Source organism: Streptococcus oralis subsp. dentisani, from assembly GCF_002096335.1.
GTDB classification, from domain to species: Bacteria; Bacillota; Bacilli; order Lactobacillales; family Streptococcaceae; genus Streptococcus; species Streptococcus oralis_Z.
In genome coordinates this window covers 69673-90672 of sequence record NZ_NCUW01000028.1, presented here as the reverse complement: position 1 = coordinate 90672, position 21000 = coordinate 69673, and the positions used below count along the sequence as shown (strand labels likewise).

At 41.7% G+C, this 21000-nt stretch carries 16 protein-coding genes; 14 read left to right on the top strand and 2 right to left on the bottom strand.

The genetic code is table 11. The annotated features are described in order from the left end of the window. Positions 1–34: 34 nt before the first annotated feature. Positions 35–2350: a formate C-acetyltransferase gene (gene pflB, locus B7709_RS04105; RefSeq protein WP_000260614.1), complete on the top strand. Its 2316-nt coding sequence runs from the start codon at positions 35–37 to the stop codon at positions 2348–2350. Positions 2351–2746: 396 nt separating this feature from the next. Next, a complete protein-coding gene (locus B7709_RS04100) occupies positions 2747–4852 on the top strand; it encodes an ATP-dependent Clp protease ATP-binding subunit (protein ID WP_084971843.1) in 2106 nt (701 codons plus the stop codon). Between the two features lie 54 nt (positions 4853–4906). Here B7709_RS04100 and B7709_RS04095 read toward each other — a convergent pair whose 3' ends face one another. After that, complete coding sequence (locus B7709_RS04095; protein WP_084971842.1) at positions 4907–5389, bottom strand: S-ribosylhomocysteine lyase; 483 nt, start codon at positions 5387–5389, stop codon at positions 4907–4909. Positions 5390–5652: 263 nt separating this feature from the next. Here B7709_RS04095 and B7709_RS04090 point away from each other — a divergent pair, with 263 nt between their 5' ends. The 5 genes from B7709_RS04090 to B7709_RS04070 are packed head-to-tail and all read left to right on the top strand — an operon-like array spanning position 5653 to position 9581. Next, the gene (locus B7709_RS04090) at positions 5653–6360 is read left to right on the top strand and encodes an ABC transporter ATP-binding protein (protein ID WP_084971841.1); all 708 of its coding nucleotides are present in this window, start codon (positions 5653–5655) and stop codon (positions 6358–6360) included. 1 nt (position 6361) lies between these two features. After that, positions 6362–7150 (top strand): lantibiotic ABC transporter permease, encoded by a 789-nt coding sequence (locus B7709_RS04085; RefSeq protein ID WP_084971840.1) that lies wholly within the window; start codon positions 6362–6364, stop codon positions 7148–7150. After that, complete coding sequence (locus B7709_RS04080; protein ID WP_084971839.1) at positions 7150–7872, top strand: lantibiotic ABC transporter permease; 723 nt, start codon at positions 7150–7152, stop codon at positions 7870–7872. Before B7709_RS04085 ends, B7709_RS04080 begins: the two co-directional genes overlap by 1 nt. Positions 7873–7884: 12 nt before the next feature. After that, entirely contained in the window at positions 7885–8583 is a 699-nt protein-coding gene (locus B7709_RS04075) for a response regulator transcription factor (RefSeq protein WP_084971838.1), read from the top strand. Next, on the top strand, positions 8550–9581 hold the full coding sequence (locus B7709_RS04070) for a sensor histidine kinase (RefSeq protein WP_084971837.1): 1032 nt from the start codon (positions 8550–8552) through the stop codon (positions 9579–9581). The genes B7709_RS04075 and B7709_RS04070 overlap by 34 nt, the downstream gene beginning before the upstream one ends. Positions 9582–9712: 131 nt before the next feature. On the opposite strand, the gene B7709_RS04065 is transcribed toward B7709_RS04070, so the two are convergent. Next, a complete protein-coding gene (locus tag B7709_RS04065) occupies positions 9713–11197 on the bottom strand; it encodes a DUF1846 domain-containing protein (protein WP_084971836.1) in 1485 nt (494 codons plus the stop codon). Positions 11198–11349: 152 nt separating this feature from the next. On the opposite strand from B7709_RS04065, the gene B7709_RS04060 reads away from it, so the two are divergent. The 7 genes from B7709_RS04060 to B7709_RS04030 all read left to right on the top strand — a co-directional run bounded on the left by B7709_RS04060 (position 11350) and on the right by B7709_RS04030 (position 20958). Beyond that, entirely contained in the window at positions 11350–12960 is a 1611-nt protein-coding gene (locus tag B7709_RS04060; RefSeq protein ID WP_084971835.1) for a glycoside hydrolase family 13 protein, read from the top strand. 168 nt (positions 12961–13128) lie between these two features. Next, complete coding sequence (locus B7709_RS04055) at positions 13129–15096, top strand: peptide ABC transporter substrate-binding protein (RefSeq protein WP_084971834.1); 1968 nt, start codon at positions 13129–13131, stop codon at positions 15094–15096. Positions 15097–15245: 149 nt separating this feature from the next. Continuing rightward, positions 15246–17207: a peptide ABC transporter substrate-binding protein gene (locus B7709_RS04050; RefSeq protein WP_084971833.1), complete on the top strand. Its 1962-nt coding sequence runs from the start codon at positions 15246–15248 to the stop codon at positions 17205–17207. Between the two features lie 178 nt (positions 17208–17385). Then, positions 17386–18831 carry an LCP family glycopolymer transferase CpsA gene (gene cpsA / locus B7709_RS04045; protein ID WP_084971832.1) on the top strand — a complete coding sequence of 482 codons (1446 nt, stop codon included), beginning with the start codon at positions 17386–17388 and terminating at the stop codon, positions 18829–18831. Position 18832: 1 nt separating this feature from the next. Next, positions 18833–19564, top strand: a complete 732-nt coding sequence (gene cps4B, locus B7709_RS04040) for a capsular polysaccharide biosynthesis protein Cps4B (protein WP_084971831.1) — start codon at positions 18833–18835, stop codon at positions 19562–19564. Positions 19565–19572: 8 nt separating this feature from the next. Beyond that, positions 19573–20265, top strand: coding sequence for a capsular polysaccharide biosynthesis protein CpsC (cpsC, locus tag B7709_RS04035; RefSeq protein ID WP_084971830.1), 693 nt, complete (start codon positions 19573–19575; stop codon positions 20263–20265). Positions 20266–20274: 9 nt separating this feature from the next. Next, the gene (locus B7709_RS04030; protein WP_084971829.1) at positions 20275–20958 is read left to right on the top strand and encodes a tyrosine-protein kinase; all 684 of its coding nucleotides are present in this window, start codon (positions 20275–20277) and stop codon (positions 20956–20958) included. Positions 20959–21000 lie beyond the last annotated feature (42 nt).

Genomic DNA, 21000 nt, shown 5'->3' with positions numbered 1-21000 from the left:
GACTGTTACTAGAAAGAAAAATGAGGACATTAACATGGTTGTTAAGACAGTTGTTGAAGCACAAGATATTTTTGATAAAGCTTGGGAAGGCTTCAAAGGCGTAGATTGGAAAGAAAAAGCAAGTATTTCTCGCTTCGTTCAAGCTAACTACACACCTTATGATGGTGATGAAAGTTTCCTTGCAGGACCAACAGAACGTTCACTTCACATCAAAAAGATTGTAGAAGAAACGAAGGCTCACTACGAAGAAACTCGTTTCCCAATGGACACTCGTCCAACATCTATTGCTGATATTCCTGCTGGATTTATCGACAAAGAAAACGAATTGATCTTCGGTATCCAAAATGATGAACTCTTCAAATTGAACTTCATGCCAAAAGGTGGTATCCGTATGGCTGAAACTACTTTGAAAGAAAATGGATACGAACCAGATCCAGCTGTTCACGAAATCTTCACTAAATATGTAACAACGGTTAACGACGGTATCTTCCGTGCCTACACTTCAAACATCCGTCGTGCTCGTCACGCTCACACTGTAACTGGTCTTCCAGATGCCTACTCACGTGGACGTATCATCGGTGTTTACGCACGTCTCGCTCTCTATGGTGCAGACTACTTGATGCAAGAAAAAGTAAACGACTGGAATGCAATCAAAGAAATTGATGAAGAAACAATCCGTCTTCGTGAAGAAGTAAACCTTCAATACCAAGCATTGCAACAAGTTGTTCGCTTGGGTGATCTTTACGGAGTGGATGTTCGTAAACCAGCGATGAACGTTAAAGAAGCAATCCAATGGGTGAATATCGCCTTCATGGCTGTCTGCCGTGTTATTAACGGTGCTGCCACATCTCTAGGACGTGTACCAATCGTACTTGACATCTTTGCAGAACGTGACCTTGCTCGTGGTACATTTACTGAATCAGAAATCCAAGAATTCGTTGATGATTTCGTTATGAAACTTCGTACAGTTAAATTTGCTCGTACAAAAGCTTATGACCAATTGTACTCAGGTGACCCAACTTTCATCACAACTTCTATGGCTGGTATGGGTAACGATGGTCGTCACCGTGTTACTAAGATGGACTACCGTTTCTTGAACACTCTTGACAATATCGGTAACTCACCAGAACCAAACTTGACAGTTCTTTGGACTGACAAATTGCCATACAACTTCCGTCGCTACTGTATGCATATGAGCCACAAGCACTCTTCTATCCAATACGAAGGTGTAACAACAATGGCTAAAGACGGATATGGAGAAATGAGCTGTATCTCATGCTGTGTATCACCACTTGACCCAGAAAATGAAGATCAACGCCACAACATTCAGTACTTCGGTGCTCGCGTAAACGTTCTTAAAGCCCTTCTTACTGGTTTGAACGGTGGTTACGATGATGTTCACAAAGACTACAAGGTATTTGACATCGATCCTATCCGTGATGAAGTTCTTGAATTTGAATCAGTTAAAGCCAACTTTGAAAAATCTCTTGACTGGTTGACTGACACTTACGTAGATGCTTTGAATATCATCCACTACATGACTGATAAGTACAACTACGAAGCTGTTCAAATGGCCTTCTTGCCAACTAAACAACGTGCCAACATGGGATTCGGTATCTGTGGATTTGCGAACACTGTTGATACATTGTCAGCTATTAAATACGCTACAGTTAAACCAATCCGTGACGAAGATGGCTACATCTACGATTACGAAACAATCGGTGAATACCCACGTTGGGGTGAAGATGACCCACGTTCAAACGAATTGGCAGAATGGTTGATCGAAGCTTACACAACTCGTCTACGTAGCCACAAACTTTACAAAGACGCAGAAGCTACCGTATCACTTTTGACAATCACATCTAACGTTGCATACTCTAAACAAACTGGTAACTCACCAGTTCACAAAGGTGTATACCTCAACGAAGATGGTTCAGTGAACTTGTCTAAACTTGAATTCTTCTCACCAGGTGCGAACCCATCTAACAAAGCTAAAGGTGGATGGTTGCAAAACTTGAACTCACTTGCTAGCCTTGACTTTGGTTACGCAGCTGACGGTATCTCATTGACAACTCAAGTTTCACCACGCGCTCTTGGTAAGACTCGTGACGAACAAGTTGATAACTTGGTAACAATTCTTGATGGTTACTTCGAAAACGGTGGACAACACGTTAACTTGAACGTTATGGACTTGAACGATGTTTACGAAAAGATCATGTCAGGTGAAGACGTTATCGTACGTATCTCTGGATACTGTGTAAACACCAAATACCTCACTCCAGAACAAAAAACTGAATTGACACAACGTGTCTTCCACGAAGTTCTTTCAATGGATGACGCATTGAGCTAAGATTCAATTAGAATGGAAAGAAAGCCAGTCGATATGACTGGCTTTTTGCGTCTTTGAAAATTCTTTTAAAAAATAGTTAAATTTGGTCAAAAAGTTATTGACTTTTACTGACCAATGTGATATAGTAGAAACATAAGGAAAATGAATTCCTTAGAAAACTTCATTTTCAATGATTCTATTTCTTGAAAATGTACGATAGATACCCTAGAAAGGGGTGAGGCCTATGTTTAATCTAACAGACTTTGAAAAGAAGATGATAAAAGGCTTATTTAAAAAAGAAAAACCAGAAATTATACGTAGAGTAGCTAGATAGCTAGTCTAAATTTTTTAAAACAAAGGTCAAAGATAGTCAATATCAGAGATCGCAAATAATAAACAATAAACGAGGTAAAGAATATGAACAACAACTTTAATAACTTTAACAACATGGATGATTTATTTAACCAATTGATGGGTGGTATGCGAGGATACAGTTCTGAAAACCGTCGCTACTTGATTAATGGACGAGAAGTGACACCTGAGGAATTTGCTCAGTATCGTGCAACTGGGAAATTACCAGGAAATGCAGAATCTGATGCGCAAATGCAACAACACGCTTCAGGTATGAAACAAGACGGAGTCCTTGCTAAACTAGGTCGTAACTTGACAGCGGAAGCTCGTGAGGGTAAGTTGGATCCTGTTATCGGACGAAACAAGGAAATTCAAGAAACATCTGAAATCCTCTCACGTCGTACGAAAAATAATCCTGTTCTGGTCGGAGATGCAGGTGTTGGTAAGACAGCAGTTGTTGAAGGACTAGCGCAAGCCATTGTGAACGGAGATGTTCCAGCTGCTATTAAGAATAAGGAAATCATTTCCATAGATATCTCAGGTCTTGAGGCTGGTACTCAATACCGTGGTAGCTTTGAAGAAAACGTTCAAAACTTAGTCAATGAAGTGAAAGAAGCAGGAAATATTATCCTCTTCTTTGATGAAATTCACCAAATCCTCGGTGCTGGTAGCACTGGTGGAGACAGTGGTTCTAAAGGGCTTGCGGACATTCTCAAGCCAGCTCTCTCCCGTGGTGAGTTGACCGTTATTGGAGCGACAACTCAAGACGAATACCGTAACACTATCTTGAAGAATGCAGCTCTTGCTCGTCGCTTCAACGAAGTCAAGGTCAATGCTCCTTCAGCAGAGGATACCTTTAAAATCCTTCAAGGGATTCGTGACCTCTATCAACAACACCACAATGTCATCTTGCCAGATGAAGTCTTGAAAGCAGCAGTGGATTATTCGATCCAATATATTCCTCAACGTAGTTTGCCAGATAAGGCTATCGACCTTGTCGATGTAACGGCAGCTCACTTGGCAGCTCAACATCCAGTAACAGATGTTCATGCTGTTGAACGTGAAATTGAGGCAGAAAAAGACAAGCAAGAAAAAGCAGTTGAGGCAGAAGACTTTGAAGCAGCTCTCAATGCCAAAACACGCATTGCAGAATTGGAGAAAAAAGTTGAAAACCACACAGAAGATATGAAAGTGACTGCCACTGTCAATGATGTGGCCGAATCTGTAGAACGAATGACAGGTATTCCAGTATCACAAATGGGAGCGTCAGACATCGAACGTTTGAAAGATATGGCCCATCGCTTGGAACACAAGGTAATCGGCCAAGATAAGGCAGTAGAAGCAGTGGCTCGCGCTATCCGTCGTAACCGTGCTGGTTTTGATGAAGGCAATCGCCCAATCGGTAGCTTCCTCTTCGTAGGTCCTACTGGGGTTGGTAAGACGGAGCTTGCTAAGCAATTGGCGCTCGATATGTTTGGGACTAAGGATGCGATTATCCGCTTGGATATGTCTGAATACAGTGACCGCACAGCTGTTTCTAAGTTAATCGGTACAACAGCAGGTTATGTGGGGTATGATGACAATAGCAATACCTTGACAGAACGAGTTCGTCGCAATCCTTACTCTATCATTCTCTTGGACGAAATTGAAAAGGCTGATCCTCAAGTAATTACCCTTCTCCTCCAAGTCTTGGATGACGGTCGTTTAACTGATGGTCAAGGAAATACCGTGAACTTCAAAAACACTGTCATTATCGCAACATCAAATGCTGGATTTGGCTATGAAGCTAACTTGATGGAAGATGCAGACAAACCAGAATTAATGGATCGTTTGAAACCATACTTCCGTCCAGAGTTCCTTAACCGCTTTAACGCAGTTATCGAGTTCTCACACTTGAATAAGGAAGACCTTTCTAAGATTGTGGACTTGATGTTGGCTGAAGTCAACCAAACCTTGGCTAAGAAAGGAATCGACCTTGAAGTTAGCCAAGCAGCTAAGGACTTTATCACAGAAGAAGGTTATGACGAAGTCATGGGTGTTCGTCCACTCCGCCGTGTGGTTGAACAACAAATTCGTGATAAGGTGACAGACTTCCACTTGGATCACCTAGATGCCAAACACCTAGAAGCAGATATGGAAGATGGCGTTTTGGTCATTCGTGAGAAAGCCTAACTCAAGATTTTGAGAATAAAAAAGAACCAGTTATTGTAACTGGTTCTTTTGCATTTAGATGACATGACGCTCAAAGGCATCATCTGAAATACCTTGTTTCAGGATGAGTTTAGCCCATTCTTTAGCAGAAAAGAGGCTGTGGTCCTTGTAGTTTCCGCAAGATTCGATGGTTGTTCCGGGGACATCTTCCCAAGTAGTGGTCTCAGCAATTTCCTTGAGTGAATCCTTGATAACGGCTGCAATCTCAGCGCTGGTATGACGCCCCCACATAATCATGTGGAAACCAGTACGGCAGCCGAAGGGTGAACAGTCAATCATGCCGTCAATGCGGGTACGGATGAGTTTAGCCAAGAGGTGCTCGATAGTGTGAAGACCAGCGGATGGGATAGAGTCTTCATTTGGTTGCACCAAACGAATATCAAAATTGGAGATGACATCTCCCTTTGGCCCTGTTTCTTCCCCAATCAAGCGAACATAGGGTGCTTTAACAATAGTGTGGTCAAGTTCAAAACTTTCAACAATAACTTCTTTTGACATGGTCGTTCCTTTCAGTTTTCTTCTTTCATTATAACATAAAGCCAGCTCTTGATGGAGTTTGACAAATGACTTTTTGAGACTAGCGTTATAACAAAGTCTCCATACAAAACCCGCAGAATTATAAAGAAAAACTGAGTTCTTTCTAATGAAGCTAGAGCGACTTTTGAAAGGTGGAGTCAACTTTTAGAATTTCTGCTTGATCTCTGAACTAATTCTGAACTAGATTGGGTATACTGGAAAAAATAAAGATAAAGGAGTTCAGTATGGAACATATGGTGAAAATAGAAGGAGTCTGCAAAAAGCATGGCAGCAAGCAGATTTTAAAAGATATTTCTTTTACAGCTAGAAGTGGTCGGATTACAGCTTTTCTGGGCCCAAATGGTGCTGGCAAGAGCTCGACCTTGAGGATTCTCTTAGGGTTAGATCGGGCGACAGCAGGGACGGCGACTTTTGATGGGCAAACCTATCAGTCAATGACTTATCCGCTCAGAACGGTAGGTGCAGCTTTTGACGGCATTGGCGGTCTGCCAAATCGAAAGGTCTATGACCACTTGAGGATTATTGCGGCGAGTAATGCTATTCCCAAGTCTCGGATTGATGAGGTCTTGGAGATGACAGGAATCGCTCATAAGAAGAAGGACCTCTTGTCAAGTCTGTCTCTGGGGGAAGGTCAGCGACTGGGTCTGGCAGCAGCTTTGCTGGGTGATCCTCAGTTTCTTATATTAGATGAGCCGACCAATGGACTGGATCCAAGTGGGATCAAGTGGTTTAGAAAGTTCATCCGTCAGCAGGCTGATTTAGGGAAAACGGTACTTCTATCCTCCCATATCCTGTCAGAGGTACAAATGGTGACAGATGATGTGGTCTTGATTCATCATGGGCGAATTATTGAGCATGGACGATTGGAAGAGGTGCTGCAAGATTCAGACAGTCTAGAAGATCTCTTCTTTGACTTGACAGAGGAGGTTTAAGATGAAAGAATCGATGTCCTTATTGCATTCAGAATGGTTGAAAATCTGTTCAACCAAGGCTTTCAAAGTGAGTATGGCCTTCATGCTGCTATTGGTACCTGCCGTATCCTGGCTGGAGGGGCGACAGTATTTGTCTATTGGCTTGGATGCCACACCTGAGACGGTTCCCGGTTTGGCAGAAGCCATTGATCCGCTGGAATATCTGGGTCTCAACGGTGCCTCTATGGCGGGCATGGTTTTGGTCATTTTAGCCGGAATTTTGGGAGCTATGGAATTTCAGTCTCATAGCTTGAGAACCAGCCTCTTGTCCTGTAATAACCGCCTGAAGCTGCTTGTGGGGAAACTTATGACCTTTACTTGCTTTTCTCTTGCCACTAGCTTTTTATCAATTTACTTTAGTTATATGGTCATGCACATGGCTTTAGGAAAGGAAGGGCTTGATCCGATTCTGCTCAATCAGGCAGCTTGGAGTCTGATTTTGTGGAAAACCTTATCTCTAACCCTATTGGGAATTCTTTCGTTTTTGTTAAGTTTATTGGCTCGGACCATGCTAGTTCCTCTGCTTTTTCTCGTGCCACAGATCTATAATCTAGGAAACTACCTGACAGCTCACACGAGTTGGGGAGCTTATTTGCCACAGCCAGCTGGAGAGTTGTTTACTGCAACGCCAACTTCCCAATATGTCAACAATCCCTTGCAAGGGCTGTTGATACTAGGCGCATGGATCCTAGTCATCGGCGGCATGACCTCTCTGCGCTTTTTGAAGACGGATTTAGGAGGGCGCTACTGATGATCAAAGCTCTGCTTAGAAGTGAATGGATTAAGTTCCGTTCTTACTATCTCGCTCTTGGTGCCGCCTTGGCGGCTCTGGTCGTCGTTCCATTTTTTCTGATGAATCTTGACTACAGTCAGACAGCAGTTGGCCAGACGAAAGCTCTGAGCGAGACTTTGCATGCCCTCTATCTGGCGCAGCCTGTCATCGTCATCTTTACTTCCCTCTATTTTGCCCAGGAGTTTGTCAAGTCAGGGATGCGAACGAATTTTCTAACCGTATCAAATAGAAAGGCTTGGTTGACTGGGAAAATCCTTTTTCTGTTCTTGCTGCTCTTGGTTCTCTATAGTGTCATTATAAGTAGCTGTTTCTTTGTTATGCTGGCTCGATTTGACCTAAGCTTTAGCTGGTCCTTGCTGGGGAAATTCCTTTATTACAGCTCTTTTGGTCTTCTCAGCAATCTTTTTCTGGCTTTTTTAACCGCCGGCCTCGCTTTGCTATTTCAATCTTGGGTTGTGCCGGTGTCGGTGCTCTTTCCTCTCTTGATTGGTCTCAGCCGTTTATTGGCAACGTTCATCAAGGAAGCAAAATACCTGCCCGATCTGGCTACCCTAAATCTTTTTGAGTATGAAGGGCTTCAGCAGTCAATAGATCTATCAGGGTTGGGAATACAGCTTTTCTGGTTAGCTTTGGTTTGGAGTTCTGCTATATTCTTAACCTTGAAACGAGATGTTCGCTAGAGGTATGCTATAATGGAAAATATGAGACAGTATCGTATTTTGGTGGTTGATGACGACCAGAGCATTTTGAAGCTGGTGAAAAACGTCCTAGAGCTCGATGCTTATGATGTAACGACGCTTGATCGGATAGAAGAGCTAGAGCTGACGAATTTTGTCGGATATGACTTGATTCTGCTGGATGTGATGATGGAGCCTGTTAATGGTTTTGAGTTGTGTTCCTACATTCGTCCTCATCTTTCGTGTCCAATTATATTTCTGACGGCTAAGGAATTGGAGGCGGACAAAGTAGAAGGGCTCTTTCGCGGAGCAGATGACTATGTTGTCAAGCCTTTTGGAACCAAAGAATTGCTGGCGCGTGTCAGGGCTCATCTTCGGCGGGAGGAAAGACGTGAGGAGCGCTATTCTGAAATTGCTTCTTGTCAATTTTATCCAGAGCGCTATGAAGTTGCCTGTTTTGGTAAAGTCTTGAAGTTTTCAGAGCGAGAGTTTAAGTTGCTGCATTTACTAGCTAGCAATCCCAAGCAGACCTTTTCAGCTGAACGCTTGCATACCTTGCTTTATCCAGAAAGCTCAGAAACACAGCTTCGCTCCATCTCAGAATACGTATATCAGATTCGCCAAAAATGCAAACAAGAAGGGCTGCAAGCAATCGCAACAGTGAGAGGAGTAGGCTATAGATGGCAATTAGAACCCGAAATTTCAAAAGCCTAGTCTGGACAACCAGTTTAAAAATCGTATTCTTTCATGTTTTGATTTTTGTGCTTATAGGCTATGAATTTACACAAGGCAGCGATTATGCCCTTTTCACCTTGTTCTTCTGGGCAGGGAGCTTGCTGCTGATTACTTTTTATCATATTTTGAAATTGCTCCGAAAAATCGACAGGGAAATAAAAATGCTAAAGAGTGAGAAGCTTTTAGAAGAAAATCAAAGCCAGCTTTTTCGAATTGAGGAAATGCTAGAAGTCTATAGCGATTTACGGAACAGCCACCAAGAAAATGCTCGTCTTCTAGAAAAAGAGCAGCGGCATAATCAGGAGTTGATTTTACAGTTATCAGCGACATCGCACGATTTGAAGACACCCCTAACTGTGATTAAGGGGAATGCTGAGCTCTTGGAATTGGCGCAGTTGAGCCAGCCGCAGGCAGACTATGCTGCTGAGATTTTGCAGGCCAGTCACAAGATGGAAGAGTATTGTGGCTCTTTGATTGATTACGCTAAGACTTTTCAGATTGATTCTAATCAGTTCAGTCAGCTTTCCTTAGGGGACTTTTTAGCTGATTTGCAGGACGATTGGGCACTGTTCAGCAAACAGGAAAGCTATTGTTTTTATCTCCAAGAAGATTGTGATCTTAGTCTGATTTTGTCGATTCACTTGGACTATCTCAAGCGCGCTTTGCTCAATATTTTACTGAATGCGCTTGAACATGCAGACCAGGATCAAAAGGAAGTCAAGCTAACGGTATCATTACAACAGGACCAGTTGGTTTTTGCTATCTGGAACAACGGCCCTGCATTTTCGGAGGAGATGCTGCTGGGAGCAGACCAACTCTTTTACCAGAGTGACCAAAGCCGCAATTCGGCTAATCCCCATCATGGAATCGGCTTAGCCTTTTCTAAGCAGGTCGCTCTCTTGCATGCTGGTCGTCTGACCCTGCTCAATCCATACCAAGGAGGAGCCTGTGTCGAGTTGGCAATTTCATTGAAATAAATGAGGAAAGAAAATCATAAAAACGCATAATACCAAGTATTCAAAAGACTTGATATTATGCGTTTTATCTTTTATCATGGAAATATCTACTGGCTTTTTCCTCAAATTGAGTTTTGTCCAGCCTCGTTTAATTACTTCCGATACAGGCGATCGTATTGGTAGTAAGGGTCAAAGGTTACGTTGATACCTAGTTTGCGAAGGACATTCTTGTCTTCATCGGTCAAAATGATGGTTGAGTGGGCTTCACTTCCTTTGAGGTTGCCGAGTTCCTTCATTGCGCGCGCAGCATCAGGATTTTCCATAGCCGTGATGGCAAGAGCAATCAGGATTTCATTTGAATGGAGTCGCGGATTGCGGCTACCTAGATGGTTGATTTTAAGACCTTGAATTGGTTTGACGACTTCAGGCTCGATTAGTTTCACTTCCTTAGCGATGTCAGCTGATTTTTTGATGGCATTGATCAAGGCAGCGGCTGTTGGACCAAAGAGCTCTGAGTTTTTACCAGTGACAATGTCACCAGATGGCAATTCAAGAGCTAGGGCAGGGCCACCAGTTTCTTCTGCTTTTTGGCGTGCAGCAACAGCAACCTTGCGGTCTGCAGGTGTGATACCGAGGTCATTCATGAGCAACTCGATTTTCTTGACAGCAGTTTCGCCGACTTTTTCAGCTTTAAAATCAAGTACAGTCTGATAGTAACGGCGAATGATTTCTTGTTTAGAAGCTTCAATAGCAGCTTCATTATCAGTAATAGCAAAACCAACCATGTTGACACCCATGTCTGTCGGTGAAGCGTATGGAGATTCACCAAGAATGCGTTCCAACATACGTTTAAGCACTGGGAAAATTTCAATATCACGGTTGTAGTTGACAGTAGTTTCTCCGTAGGTTTGGAGATGGAAGGGGTCAATCATGTTGACATCATCTAGGTCTGCTGTGGCGGCCTCGTAGGCCAAGTTGACTGGATGATGAAGGGGCAGGTTCCAGACAGGGAAGGTTTCAAATTTAGCGTAACCAGACTTGATACCGTTAATTTGGTCGTGGTACATATTGGACACACAAGTTGCCAATTTCCCGGAACCAGGTCCAGGAGCCGTTACGACGATTAACTTGCGACTAGTTTTGATGTAGTCGTTTTTTCCCATGCCTTCTGGAGAAATGATGTGATCCATATCCGTCGGATATCCTTTGATTGGATAATGAAGATAAGAATCAATTCCGTTTTTCTCTAGCTGGTTGCGGAAGGCATCTGCAGCGGGTTGACCTGCGTATTGCGTAATAACAACCGAACCAACAAAAATTCCCAATTCATTGAATTTGTCAATCAAACGAAGAACTTCTTGGTCATAAGATATACCTAAGTCACCACGTGCTTTGGAATGTTCGATGTTGCTAGCATTAATAGCGATCACAACCTCAACCTGCTCCTTCAACTCTTGCAAAAGTCTGATTTTGTTGTCAGGCTCATAACCAGGAAGTACACGAGCAGCGTGGAAATCTTCTAACATTTTGCCACCAAACTCCAAGTAGAGCTTGCCGTCAAATTGGTTGATGCGCTCCAAGATATGGTCGCGTTGTAGATTCAAATATTGTTCAGAACTAAAAGCTTGTTTTTTCATTTTTTTACCTCTGACCTCCATTATAATAAAAAATCGGAAGTTAGGAAACTATAAAGGTAAAAAAGAAATCAAAAAGATTAGGCAAACGCTTGCACAAAGTTTGAAAAAGCGTTATCATAGACTGTAGATTATTAAAATAATGAGGTAACAAGATGCAAGAAAAATGGTGGCACAATGCCGTAGTCTATCAAGTCTATCCTAAGAGCTTTATGGACAGCAACGGAGATGGAATTGGCGATTTGCCAGGAATTACAAGTAAGTTGGACTATCTAGCCAAGTTAGGGATCACAGCGATTTGGCTTTCTCCCGTTTATGACAGTCCTATGGATGATAATGGCTATGATATAGCAGATTATCAAGCGATTGCTGCTATTTTCGGGACCATGGAGGATATGGATGAATTGATCGCGGAAGCTAAGAAGCGTGATATTCGAATTATCATGGACTTAGTAGTCAATCATACCTCGGATGAGCATGCTTGGTTTGTCGAGGCCTGTGAAAATCCTGATAGTCCTGAGCGAGACTACTATATTTGGCGTGATGAACCCAATGATTTGGAGTCTATCTTTAGTGGGTCTGCTTGGGAATACGATGAAAAGTCAGGTCAATACTATCTCCACTTTTTCAGCAAGAAACAGCCTGATCTCAACTGGGAGAATGAAAAACTACGCCAGAAAATTTACGAGATGATGAACTTCTGGATTGATAAAGGAATTGGTGGTTTCCGTATGGATGTCATTGATATGATTGGTAAGATTCCTGATGAGAAGGTAGTTAATAACGGTCCTATGCTCCACCCCTATCTCAAGGAGATGAACCAAGCGACTTTTGGAGATAAAGATCTCTTGACAGTGGGAGAAACTTGGGGGGCGACGCCAGAAATTGCCAAGCTTTACTCTGATCCGAAGGGCCAAGAATTGTCGATGGTCTTCCAGTTTGAGCACATCTGTCTTCAGTATCAGGAAGGGCAACCTAAGTGGCACTATCAAAAAGAACTGAATGTCAGTAAGTTGAAAGAAATCTTCAACAAATGGCAGACAGAGCTAGGTGTTGAGGATGGCTGGAATTCCCTCTTCTGGAACAACCATGATCTTCCTCGTATCGTCTCTATCTGGGGAAATGACCAAGAATACCGCGAAAAATCTGCCAAAGCCTTTGCAATCTTGCTTCATCTCATGAGAGGGACTCCTTATATCTACCAAGGTGAGGAGATTGGGATGACCAACTATCCATTTGAAACACTGGATCAAGTAGAAGATATTGAATCCCTCAACTATGCGCGTGAGGCTCTTGAAAAAGGCGTTCCGATTGAAGAAATCATGGACAGCATCCGTGTCATCGGTCGTGACAATGCCCGTACTCCGATGCAATGGGACGAAAGCAAAAATGCTGGCTTCTCAACAGGTCAACCTTGGTTGGCAGTTAATCCAAACTATCAAGCAATCAATGTTCACGAAGCACTGGCAAATCCAGATTCTATTTTCTATACCTATCAGAAACTCATCCAGATCCGTAAGGAGAACAGCTGGTTGATTCGAGCTGATTTTGAATTACTTGATACGGCTGATAAGATCTTTGCTTATATCCGTAAGGACGGTGACCGTTGCTTCCTAGTCGTGGCTAATTTGTCCAATGAAAGACAAAACTTTTCAGTAGAAGGAAAAGTTAAATCTGTCTTGATTGAAAATACTGTGGCTCAAGAATCAGTTGAGAAACAGACCTTGGCTCCATGGGATGCCTTCTGTGTGGAAATGACTGACTAAAATGAGCGAACCTCAAGCTTTTGAAGCTTGAGGTTTTTTACTAAAAATTGTATAGAAAAATCTTTAAAAAATATTTGTTAGAATTTTCTAAAAAATTGTCCGAAAGCCCTTGCTTTTATAAAAAAATAGGGTATAATGGTGAAAATACTATCTTTAAGGAGATTACTTATGAGATCGAAAAAGTGGCTCTTAGGAGCAGGTGCTGTCTTGAGTGCAGCACTTCTGTTAACCGCTTGTGGGCAAAGTGAAAAAAAGGCTGATGCTCCCAAGACATTTTCTTATGTCTATGCAATAGATCCATCATCTTTGGACTACAGCGTGACGAGCAAGAGCTCAACTTCTGACGTTATAGCCAACGTTGTCGATGGCCTCTTGGAAAACGATAAATACGGGAACTTGATTCCTTCGCTTGCAGAAGACTGGTCCGTTTCTAAAGATGGCTTGACCTATACCTACAAACTTCGTAAGGGTGTAAAATGGTATACTTCTGAAGGAGAAGAGTATGCTGAAGTCAAGGCTCAGGACTTTGTTACGGGTCTGAAACACGCAGCTGATGGTAAATCAGACGGCCTCTCTCTCCTTCAAGATTCTATCAAAGGCTTGGCTGCCTACATCAGTGGAGAAAGCAATGACTTTTCTACTGTAGGAGTGAAAGCTGTTGACGATTACACGGTTGAATATACGCTTAACAAACCAGAAAGCTTCTGGAACTCTAAGGTCACAACTGCAACCATGCTCCCAGTAAATGAAGAGTTTTTGAATTCTAAAGGGAGCGACTACGGTGCGCCAACACCATCAAGCATTCTTTATAACGGTCCTTATTTCTTGAAATCATTGACTTCAAAATCAGTCATTGAATATGAAAAGAATCCAAATTACTGGGACAAGGATAATGTTAAGATTGACAATATTAAACTAACCTTCTACGATGGTTCTGACCAAGAATCCTTGATTCGCAGCTTTACACAAGGTGCTTATACAACAGCCCGTCTCTTCCCAACAAGCTCAAACTTTGAATCAACTAAAAAAGAGTACGGCGATAAGATTGTCTACAGTCCACAAGAAGCGACAAGCTACTACCTCACTGTTAACGTAAACCGCCAGTCTTACAATAAAACAGCCAAAACAGACGAAGCTCAAAAAACTTCAACAAAAGAAGCTCTTCTTAACAAGAACTTCCGTCAGGCGCTGAACTTTGCCCTTGACCGTCACTCTTACACTGCTCAGTTGAATGGTGAAGAAGGTGCGGACAAAATTATCCGTAACAGCCTGGTGCCTCATGACTACGTTCAAGTGGGTGAAAAAACCTTTGGAGAGTTGGCTCAGGCAGAGCTCGTTTCTTATGGTGACCAGTGGAAAGACGTAGCCCTTACAGATGGCAAGGATACGATTTACAGTCCTGAAAAAGCTAAGGCAGCCTTTGCTAAAGCTAAGACAGAATTGCAGGCCAAGGGTGTCACCTTCCCAATCCATTTGGACATTCCCGTTGAACAAACAGATGTAATCGCGGTTCAACAAACCAACTCACTCAAGCAGTCTATCGAATCATCACTTGGTACGGAGAATGTCATTGTCGATGTCCTTCAAATGACCGATAATGAAAAATTGAGCATTACTTCTCAAGCTAAGGTTCCAGCACAAAAAGACTATGACTTGAATGGAACTGGTTGGGGACCAGACTATCAAGATCCAGCTACCTACCTCAATATTCTTGATGCCAAGAAGGGTTCTGCCCTTAAGCACTTGGGTATCACTCGTGGCAAAGATCCAGAAGTGATGGCTCAAGTTGGTCTGGATGAATACAAGAAACTCTTGGATGATGCCGCAGCTGAAACAAGTGATCTCAATAAGCGTTATGAGAAATACGCTAAAGCGCAAGCCTGGGTATCTGATAGTTCGCTCTTGATCCCAGTTGCTTCTTCAGGTGGTTCTCCAACTGTTAGCCGTACTGTACCATTTACAAAAGCTTACTCTCAAGTCGGAATCAAGGGAGATCCATTTGTCTTCAAAGGTTTGGAGTTGCAAAATGATGTTGTGACTACAAAAGAATACGAAGAAGCTCTCAAGAAATGGCAGAAAGAAAAAATTGAAACAAATGCCAAATACCAAAAAGAACTTGAAAAACATGTCAAGTAATCTATAAATAGAAAAGGAAGTTGTAGGAAATCTCTACTTCCTTTTTTGTTTTTGAGACACCAGTCGTCGTAAAAGTAGTAACTTTACATTTTTGAATAAATTTGATAAAATATAGTTATGTTATAAAAAGTGACATAAAGGAGTGGATGATGATCAAAATGAAAAAAAGACTAATCGGGACAGGTCTTGTCCTAGCTACAGGGATTTTACTGACAGCTTGTGGACAGTCCAACTCAGATACAAGTACCTTCTCATCAACATTTAGTGCAAATCCGACGACATTTAACTATCTTTTAGACTATTATGCAGATAATACTGCCGTTATTACCAATCTTGTGGATGGTTTGCTAGAAAATGATAGTTATGGAAATCTAACGCCAGCTTTAGCTGAAGAATGGTCTGTTTCATCGGATGGTCTGACCTATACCTACAAGCTCAGAAAAGATGCCAAGTGGTACACTGCTGATGGAGAAGAGTACGCTCCAGTCAAAGCCCAAGACTTTGTCACCGGGATTAAGTATGCTGCGGACAACAAGGGTCAAGCCATGGATCTGATTCAAAATTCAATCAAGGGATTGAATGACTATGTGACAGGTGTGACCAATGACTTCACAACGGTTGGTGTGAAAGCCTTGGATGACTATACGGTTGAGTACACTTTGACTCGACCAGAGCCATACTGGAACTCAAAGACAACCAACAGTATCCTTTTCCCAGTTAACGAAGAGTTTTTAAAATCCAAGGATAAAGAATTTGGAACCTTGACGCCAAACAGCATTCTTTACAATGGTCCATATCTGTTAAAAGATTTCACATCAAAATCTTCGATCGAGTATGTGAAGAACCCGCACTATTATGATCATGATAAAGTGACCATTGAAAAAGTTAAGTTAGCCTATTTTGATGGATCAGATCAGGAGATGACCATTCGAAACTTTGAAAGTGGTGCCTATACGCTTGCGGGAGTCTATCCAAATAGCTCTAGCTATGCCAAGACAAAAGAAAAATACCAAGACAATATCGTTTATAGCTTACAAGACAAGACTTCTTGGTACTTCAACTTTAACGTTAACCGTAAAGCCTATAACCACACAGCTAAAACGACGGATGAGCAAAAGAAATCAACACAAACAGCGATTTTAAATAAAAATTTCCGTCAGGCGTTGAACTTTGCCATCGATCGTACAGCCTACTCTGCTCAATCTAACGGTGAAGAAGCGGCTAGCAAGACCCTTCGTAATACTCTAGTTCCCCCAACTTTTGTCCAGATTGGAGATAAGACCTTTGGAGAAGTGACAGCTTCTAAGCTTGTCAACTACGGATCAGAGTGGTCAGGTATCAACTTGGCGGATGCCCAAGATGCCTACTTCAACAAGGAAAAGGCCCAAGCCAAATTTGCGGAAGCTAAAAAGGAATTGGAAGCCCAAGGGGTGACCTTCCCGATTCATTTGGACGTCCCAGTTGATCAAACCAATAAAAATGCAGTTTCTGGTATGAATTCGGTTAAACAGACACTTGAAACAGTACTAGGCTCTGATAATGTTGTCATTGATGTTCAACAGCTTTCTACAGATGACTTTGGCAATGTTGCCTTCCTAGCACCCAATCCAGCAGCCCGCGACTACGACCTAAACTTTGATGGTTGGGTTGGTGATTACCAGGATCCATCAACTTATCTAGACCCCTTCAATGCTGAAACTGGCTTCTATCTCAAGATTTTTGGCCTTGATGCCAAGGAAGACCAGGAACTCATCAAGAGTTTGGGACTTGATACCTATACACAACTCCTGAAAGGAGCAGATGCTGAGAACAAAGATGTCGCTAAGCGTTATGAAAAATACGCTGAAGCTCAAGCTTGGATGATTGACAATTCTCTAGTCATGTCTGCTATGTCAAATGGTGGTACAGCCTCTGTAACTAAAGTAACTCCGTTTACGCGTGCCTACTCCTTAGTAGGTATCAAGGGTGACGGAAATAATTACAAGTACATGAGATTACAAAAAGACCCTGTTACCAAGAAACAATTTGATGAAGCCAAGGCTAAGTGGGAAGAAGAAAGTAAAAAGGCTATCGAAAAGAGTCAAAAAGAATTTAAAAATCATGTCAAATAAAAAGTTGAAATAAGGTCTCTTGCAAGGGATCTTATTTTTCTTGTCGAGACTCTCTATATTGAATCGTCTAATCGGAAGCCACACATAGAAATAAAAACGCTTAACTCGACCGAATGAATGGAATTTATCTTGTATCTATGATATAATGATTCTAACTATTGACGTATAGAGGAGTATCATGAGTAGACCTTCAAAGAGAGTTCGTTCGGGCAATATGAAGCGCAATATTAATATATTTTTACTAACCATTTATCTGATTTTGGGTGGTTTTTTGTTGTTTCTAATCTTTCGACACAACATACTTGCTTTCAGATATCTCAACATAGTCGCGGCAGTCTTGGTTTTAACGGTGGCTGTTATCAGTTTTCTTCTGATTTTTTATAAAAAAGCTGAGAAGTTCACTATTTTTCTATTGATTTTGTCTATTCTTATAGGATCTGTTTCTTTATTTACAGTCCAACAATTTATTGGCTTAACTAATCGTTTGAATGCGACGTCTAATTATTCAGAGTATTCGATTAGTGTTGTAGTTTTGAAAGACAGCGATATCAATAATGTTAGCCAGTTAGACAGTGTTATGGCTCCGACCGAAACGGATAATGAAAATATTCAAAAATTACTTACAGATATTAAATCAAATCAAGGTAAGGATCTGACAGTAGAGCAGAGTGCTTCTTATCTAGCAGCTTATAAGAACCTGCTTGCAGGTGACACAAAGGCGATTGTTTTAAATAGTGTCTTTGAAAATATCATTGAATCAGAATATCCTGACTATGCTGCAAAAATCAAAAAAATTTATACCAAGGAGCTGACTAAAAAAGTGGCTGCTCCGAAGGCAACCAAGAGTCAATCGTTTAACATTTATGTAAGTGGGATTGATACCTACGGTCCGATTAGTTCGGTTTCGCGGTCAGACGTCAATATCCTGATGACCGTAAATCGCGACACAAAAAAAATCCTTTTGACAACAACGCCACGTGATTCCTATGTTCCGATTGCAGATGGGGGCAACAACCAAAAGGACAAATTGACCCACGCAGGAATCTATGGAGTGGATGCTTCTATCCACACTTTGGAAAATCTCTATGGTCTAGATATTAACTATTACGTTCGCTTGAATTTTACATCATTCCTGAAATTGATTGACCTTTTAGGTGGAATTGATGTTTATAATGATCAAGAATTTACAGCCCACACTAATGGGAAGTATTATCCTGTTGGCAATGTGCATCTTGACTCAGAACAAGCTCTTGGTTTTGTTCGAGAACGCTATTCTCTAGCAGATGGTGACCGAGATCGTGGACGCAATCAGCAAAAAGTAATCGTGGCCATTATTCAAAAATTGACCTCAACTGAAGCCTTGAAAAATTATGATCATATCATTCAAGGCCTACAAGACTCTCTCCAAACCAATATGCCACTTGAGACCATGATGGACTTGGTCAATACACAGTTGGAGAGCGGTGGCAACTATAAGGTTAACTCTCAAGACCTAAAAGGAACAGGACGAATGGATCTTCCTTCTTATGCCATGCCAGATAGCAACCTTTACATGATGGAAATTGATGATAGTAGCTTAGCTGCTGTCAAGTCGGCAATTCAAGATGTGATGGAGGGTAAATGAGATGATTGATATTCATTCGCACATAGTCTTTGATGTAGATGATGGACCAAAATCAAGAGAAGAAAGCAAGGCTCTCTTGGCAGAAGCTTATCATCAGGGAGTACGGATGATTGTTTCCACCTCTCACCGTCGCAAAGGTATGTTTGAGACCCCAGAAGAGAAGATCGCTGCTAATTTTCGTCAGGTGCAGGAACTCGCCAAGGAAGTGGCAGATGACTTGGTGATTGCTTATGGAGCGGAGATTTATTATACACGAGATGTCCTTGATAAATTAGAACAAGGGCTACTCCCCACCCTCAATGCTAGTCGATATGCCCTGATTGAGTTTAGTATGGATACACCATATCGTGACATTCATAGTGCCTTAAGCAAAATCTTGATGTTGGGTATTACCCCAGTCATTGCCCATATCGAGCGCTATGATGCTCTTGAACAAAATGAAAAACGTGTTCGTGAGCTGATTGCAATGGGGTGTTACACACAAGTAAATAGTTCACACGTCCTCAAACCCAAACTTTTTGGAGAACGCCACAAGTTCATGAAAAAAAGAGCTCAGTATTTTTTAGAGCATGATCTGGTCCATGTGATTGCAAGTGACATGCACAGTCTATACGGTAGACCTCCTCACATGGCAGAAGCTTATAGCATAATTGCCAAAAAGTATGGGGAAGAGAAGGCTAGAGAACTCTTTGAAGAAAATCCTCGACAAATTGTAATGAATCAACTAATTTAGGAGAAATGATGAAAGAACAAAATACTATGGAAATTGATGTATTTCAATTGTTAAATACCTTGTGGAAACGGAAATTGATTATTGCTTTGGTTGCTATCGTAACGGGAGCGCTTGCCTTTGCATATAGTAGCTTTATTGTAAAGCCAGAGTATACCAGTACAACGCGTATTTATGTAGTCAACCGTAACCAAGGTGACAAGCCAGGCTTGACAAATCAGGACTTGCAGGCAGGTTCTTATCTTGTTAAAGACTACCGTGAAATCATTCTTTCCCAAGACGTGTTAGAGAAGGTTGTAACAGACTTGCAACTCGATATGCCGACCAAAAATCTTGCTAGTAAAATACAAGTAACTGTACCAGTTGATACACGTATTGTTTCTATTTCCGTCAAGGACAAACAGCCGGAGGAAGCAAGTCGTATCGCTAACTCCTTGCGTGAGATTGCAGCTCAAAAAATCATTAGCGTAACGCGTGTGTCTGATGTGACAACGCTTGAAGAAGCGCGACCAGCCACTTCTCCTTCATCTCCAAATATCCGTCGTAATACTTTGATAGGTTTTCTCGGAGGTTTAGGGGTGGTAGTTGTTGTCGTTCTCTTGGTTGAATTGCTAGATGTCCGCGTCAAGCGACCAGAGGATATCGAAGACGTTATGCAAATTCCACTCTTAGGGGTCATTCCAAATTTAGATAAATTGAAATAGGAGAGAACGATGCCAACATTAGAAATCACACAGAAAAAATTGGAGCTCGTAAAAAAGGCAGAGGAATACTACAATGCCTTACGTACAAATATACAGTTAAGTGGAGATAATTTGAAAGTCATCTCTATTACTTCAGTTAAGCCGGGAGAAGGAAAGTCCACAACTTCTACTAATATTGCTTGGGCTTTTGCGCGTGCAGGCTATAAAACCCTATTGATTGATGCGGATATTCGTAACTCGGTCATGTCAGGTGTTTTTAGATCTAGTGAGAAGATTACTGGCTTAACAGAGTTTTTATCAGGTACAACAGACTTGTCACAAGGTTTATGTGATACCAATGTTGAAAATCTCTTTGTCATTCAGGCGGGCTCAATTTCACCAAATCCCACAGCTCTTCTACAAAGTGAAAATTTCAGAACGATGCTAGATACCCTGCGTAAATATTTTGACTATATCATTGTGGATACTGCTCCCGTAGGTATCGTGATCGATGCAGTTATTGTGACACAGAAATGTGATGCTTCTGTTTTGATTACGGCAGTTGGTGAAGCACATCGCAAGGATGTTCAAAAGGCGAAAGAGCAGTTGGAACAAACAGGTAAGCCGTTTTTAGGAGTTGTGCTAAATAAACTGAATACTTCAATAGAGAAATACTCTTCTTATGGAGTCTATGGGAACTATGGAAAGAAATAAATAGTCTTGTAGTACCAAGGTTATTTGAGATGATTATCATGG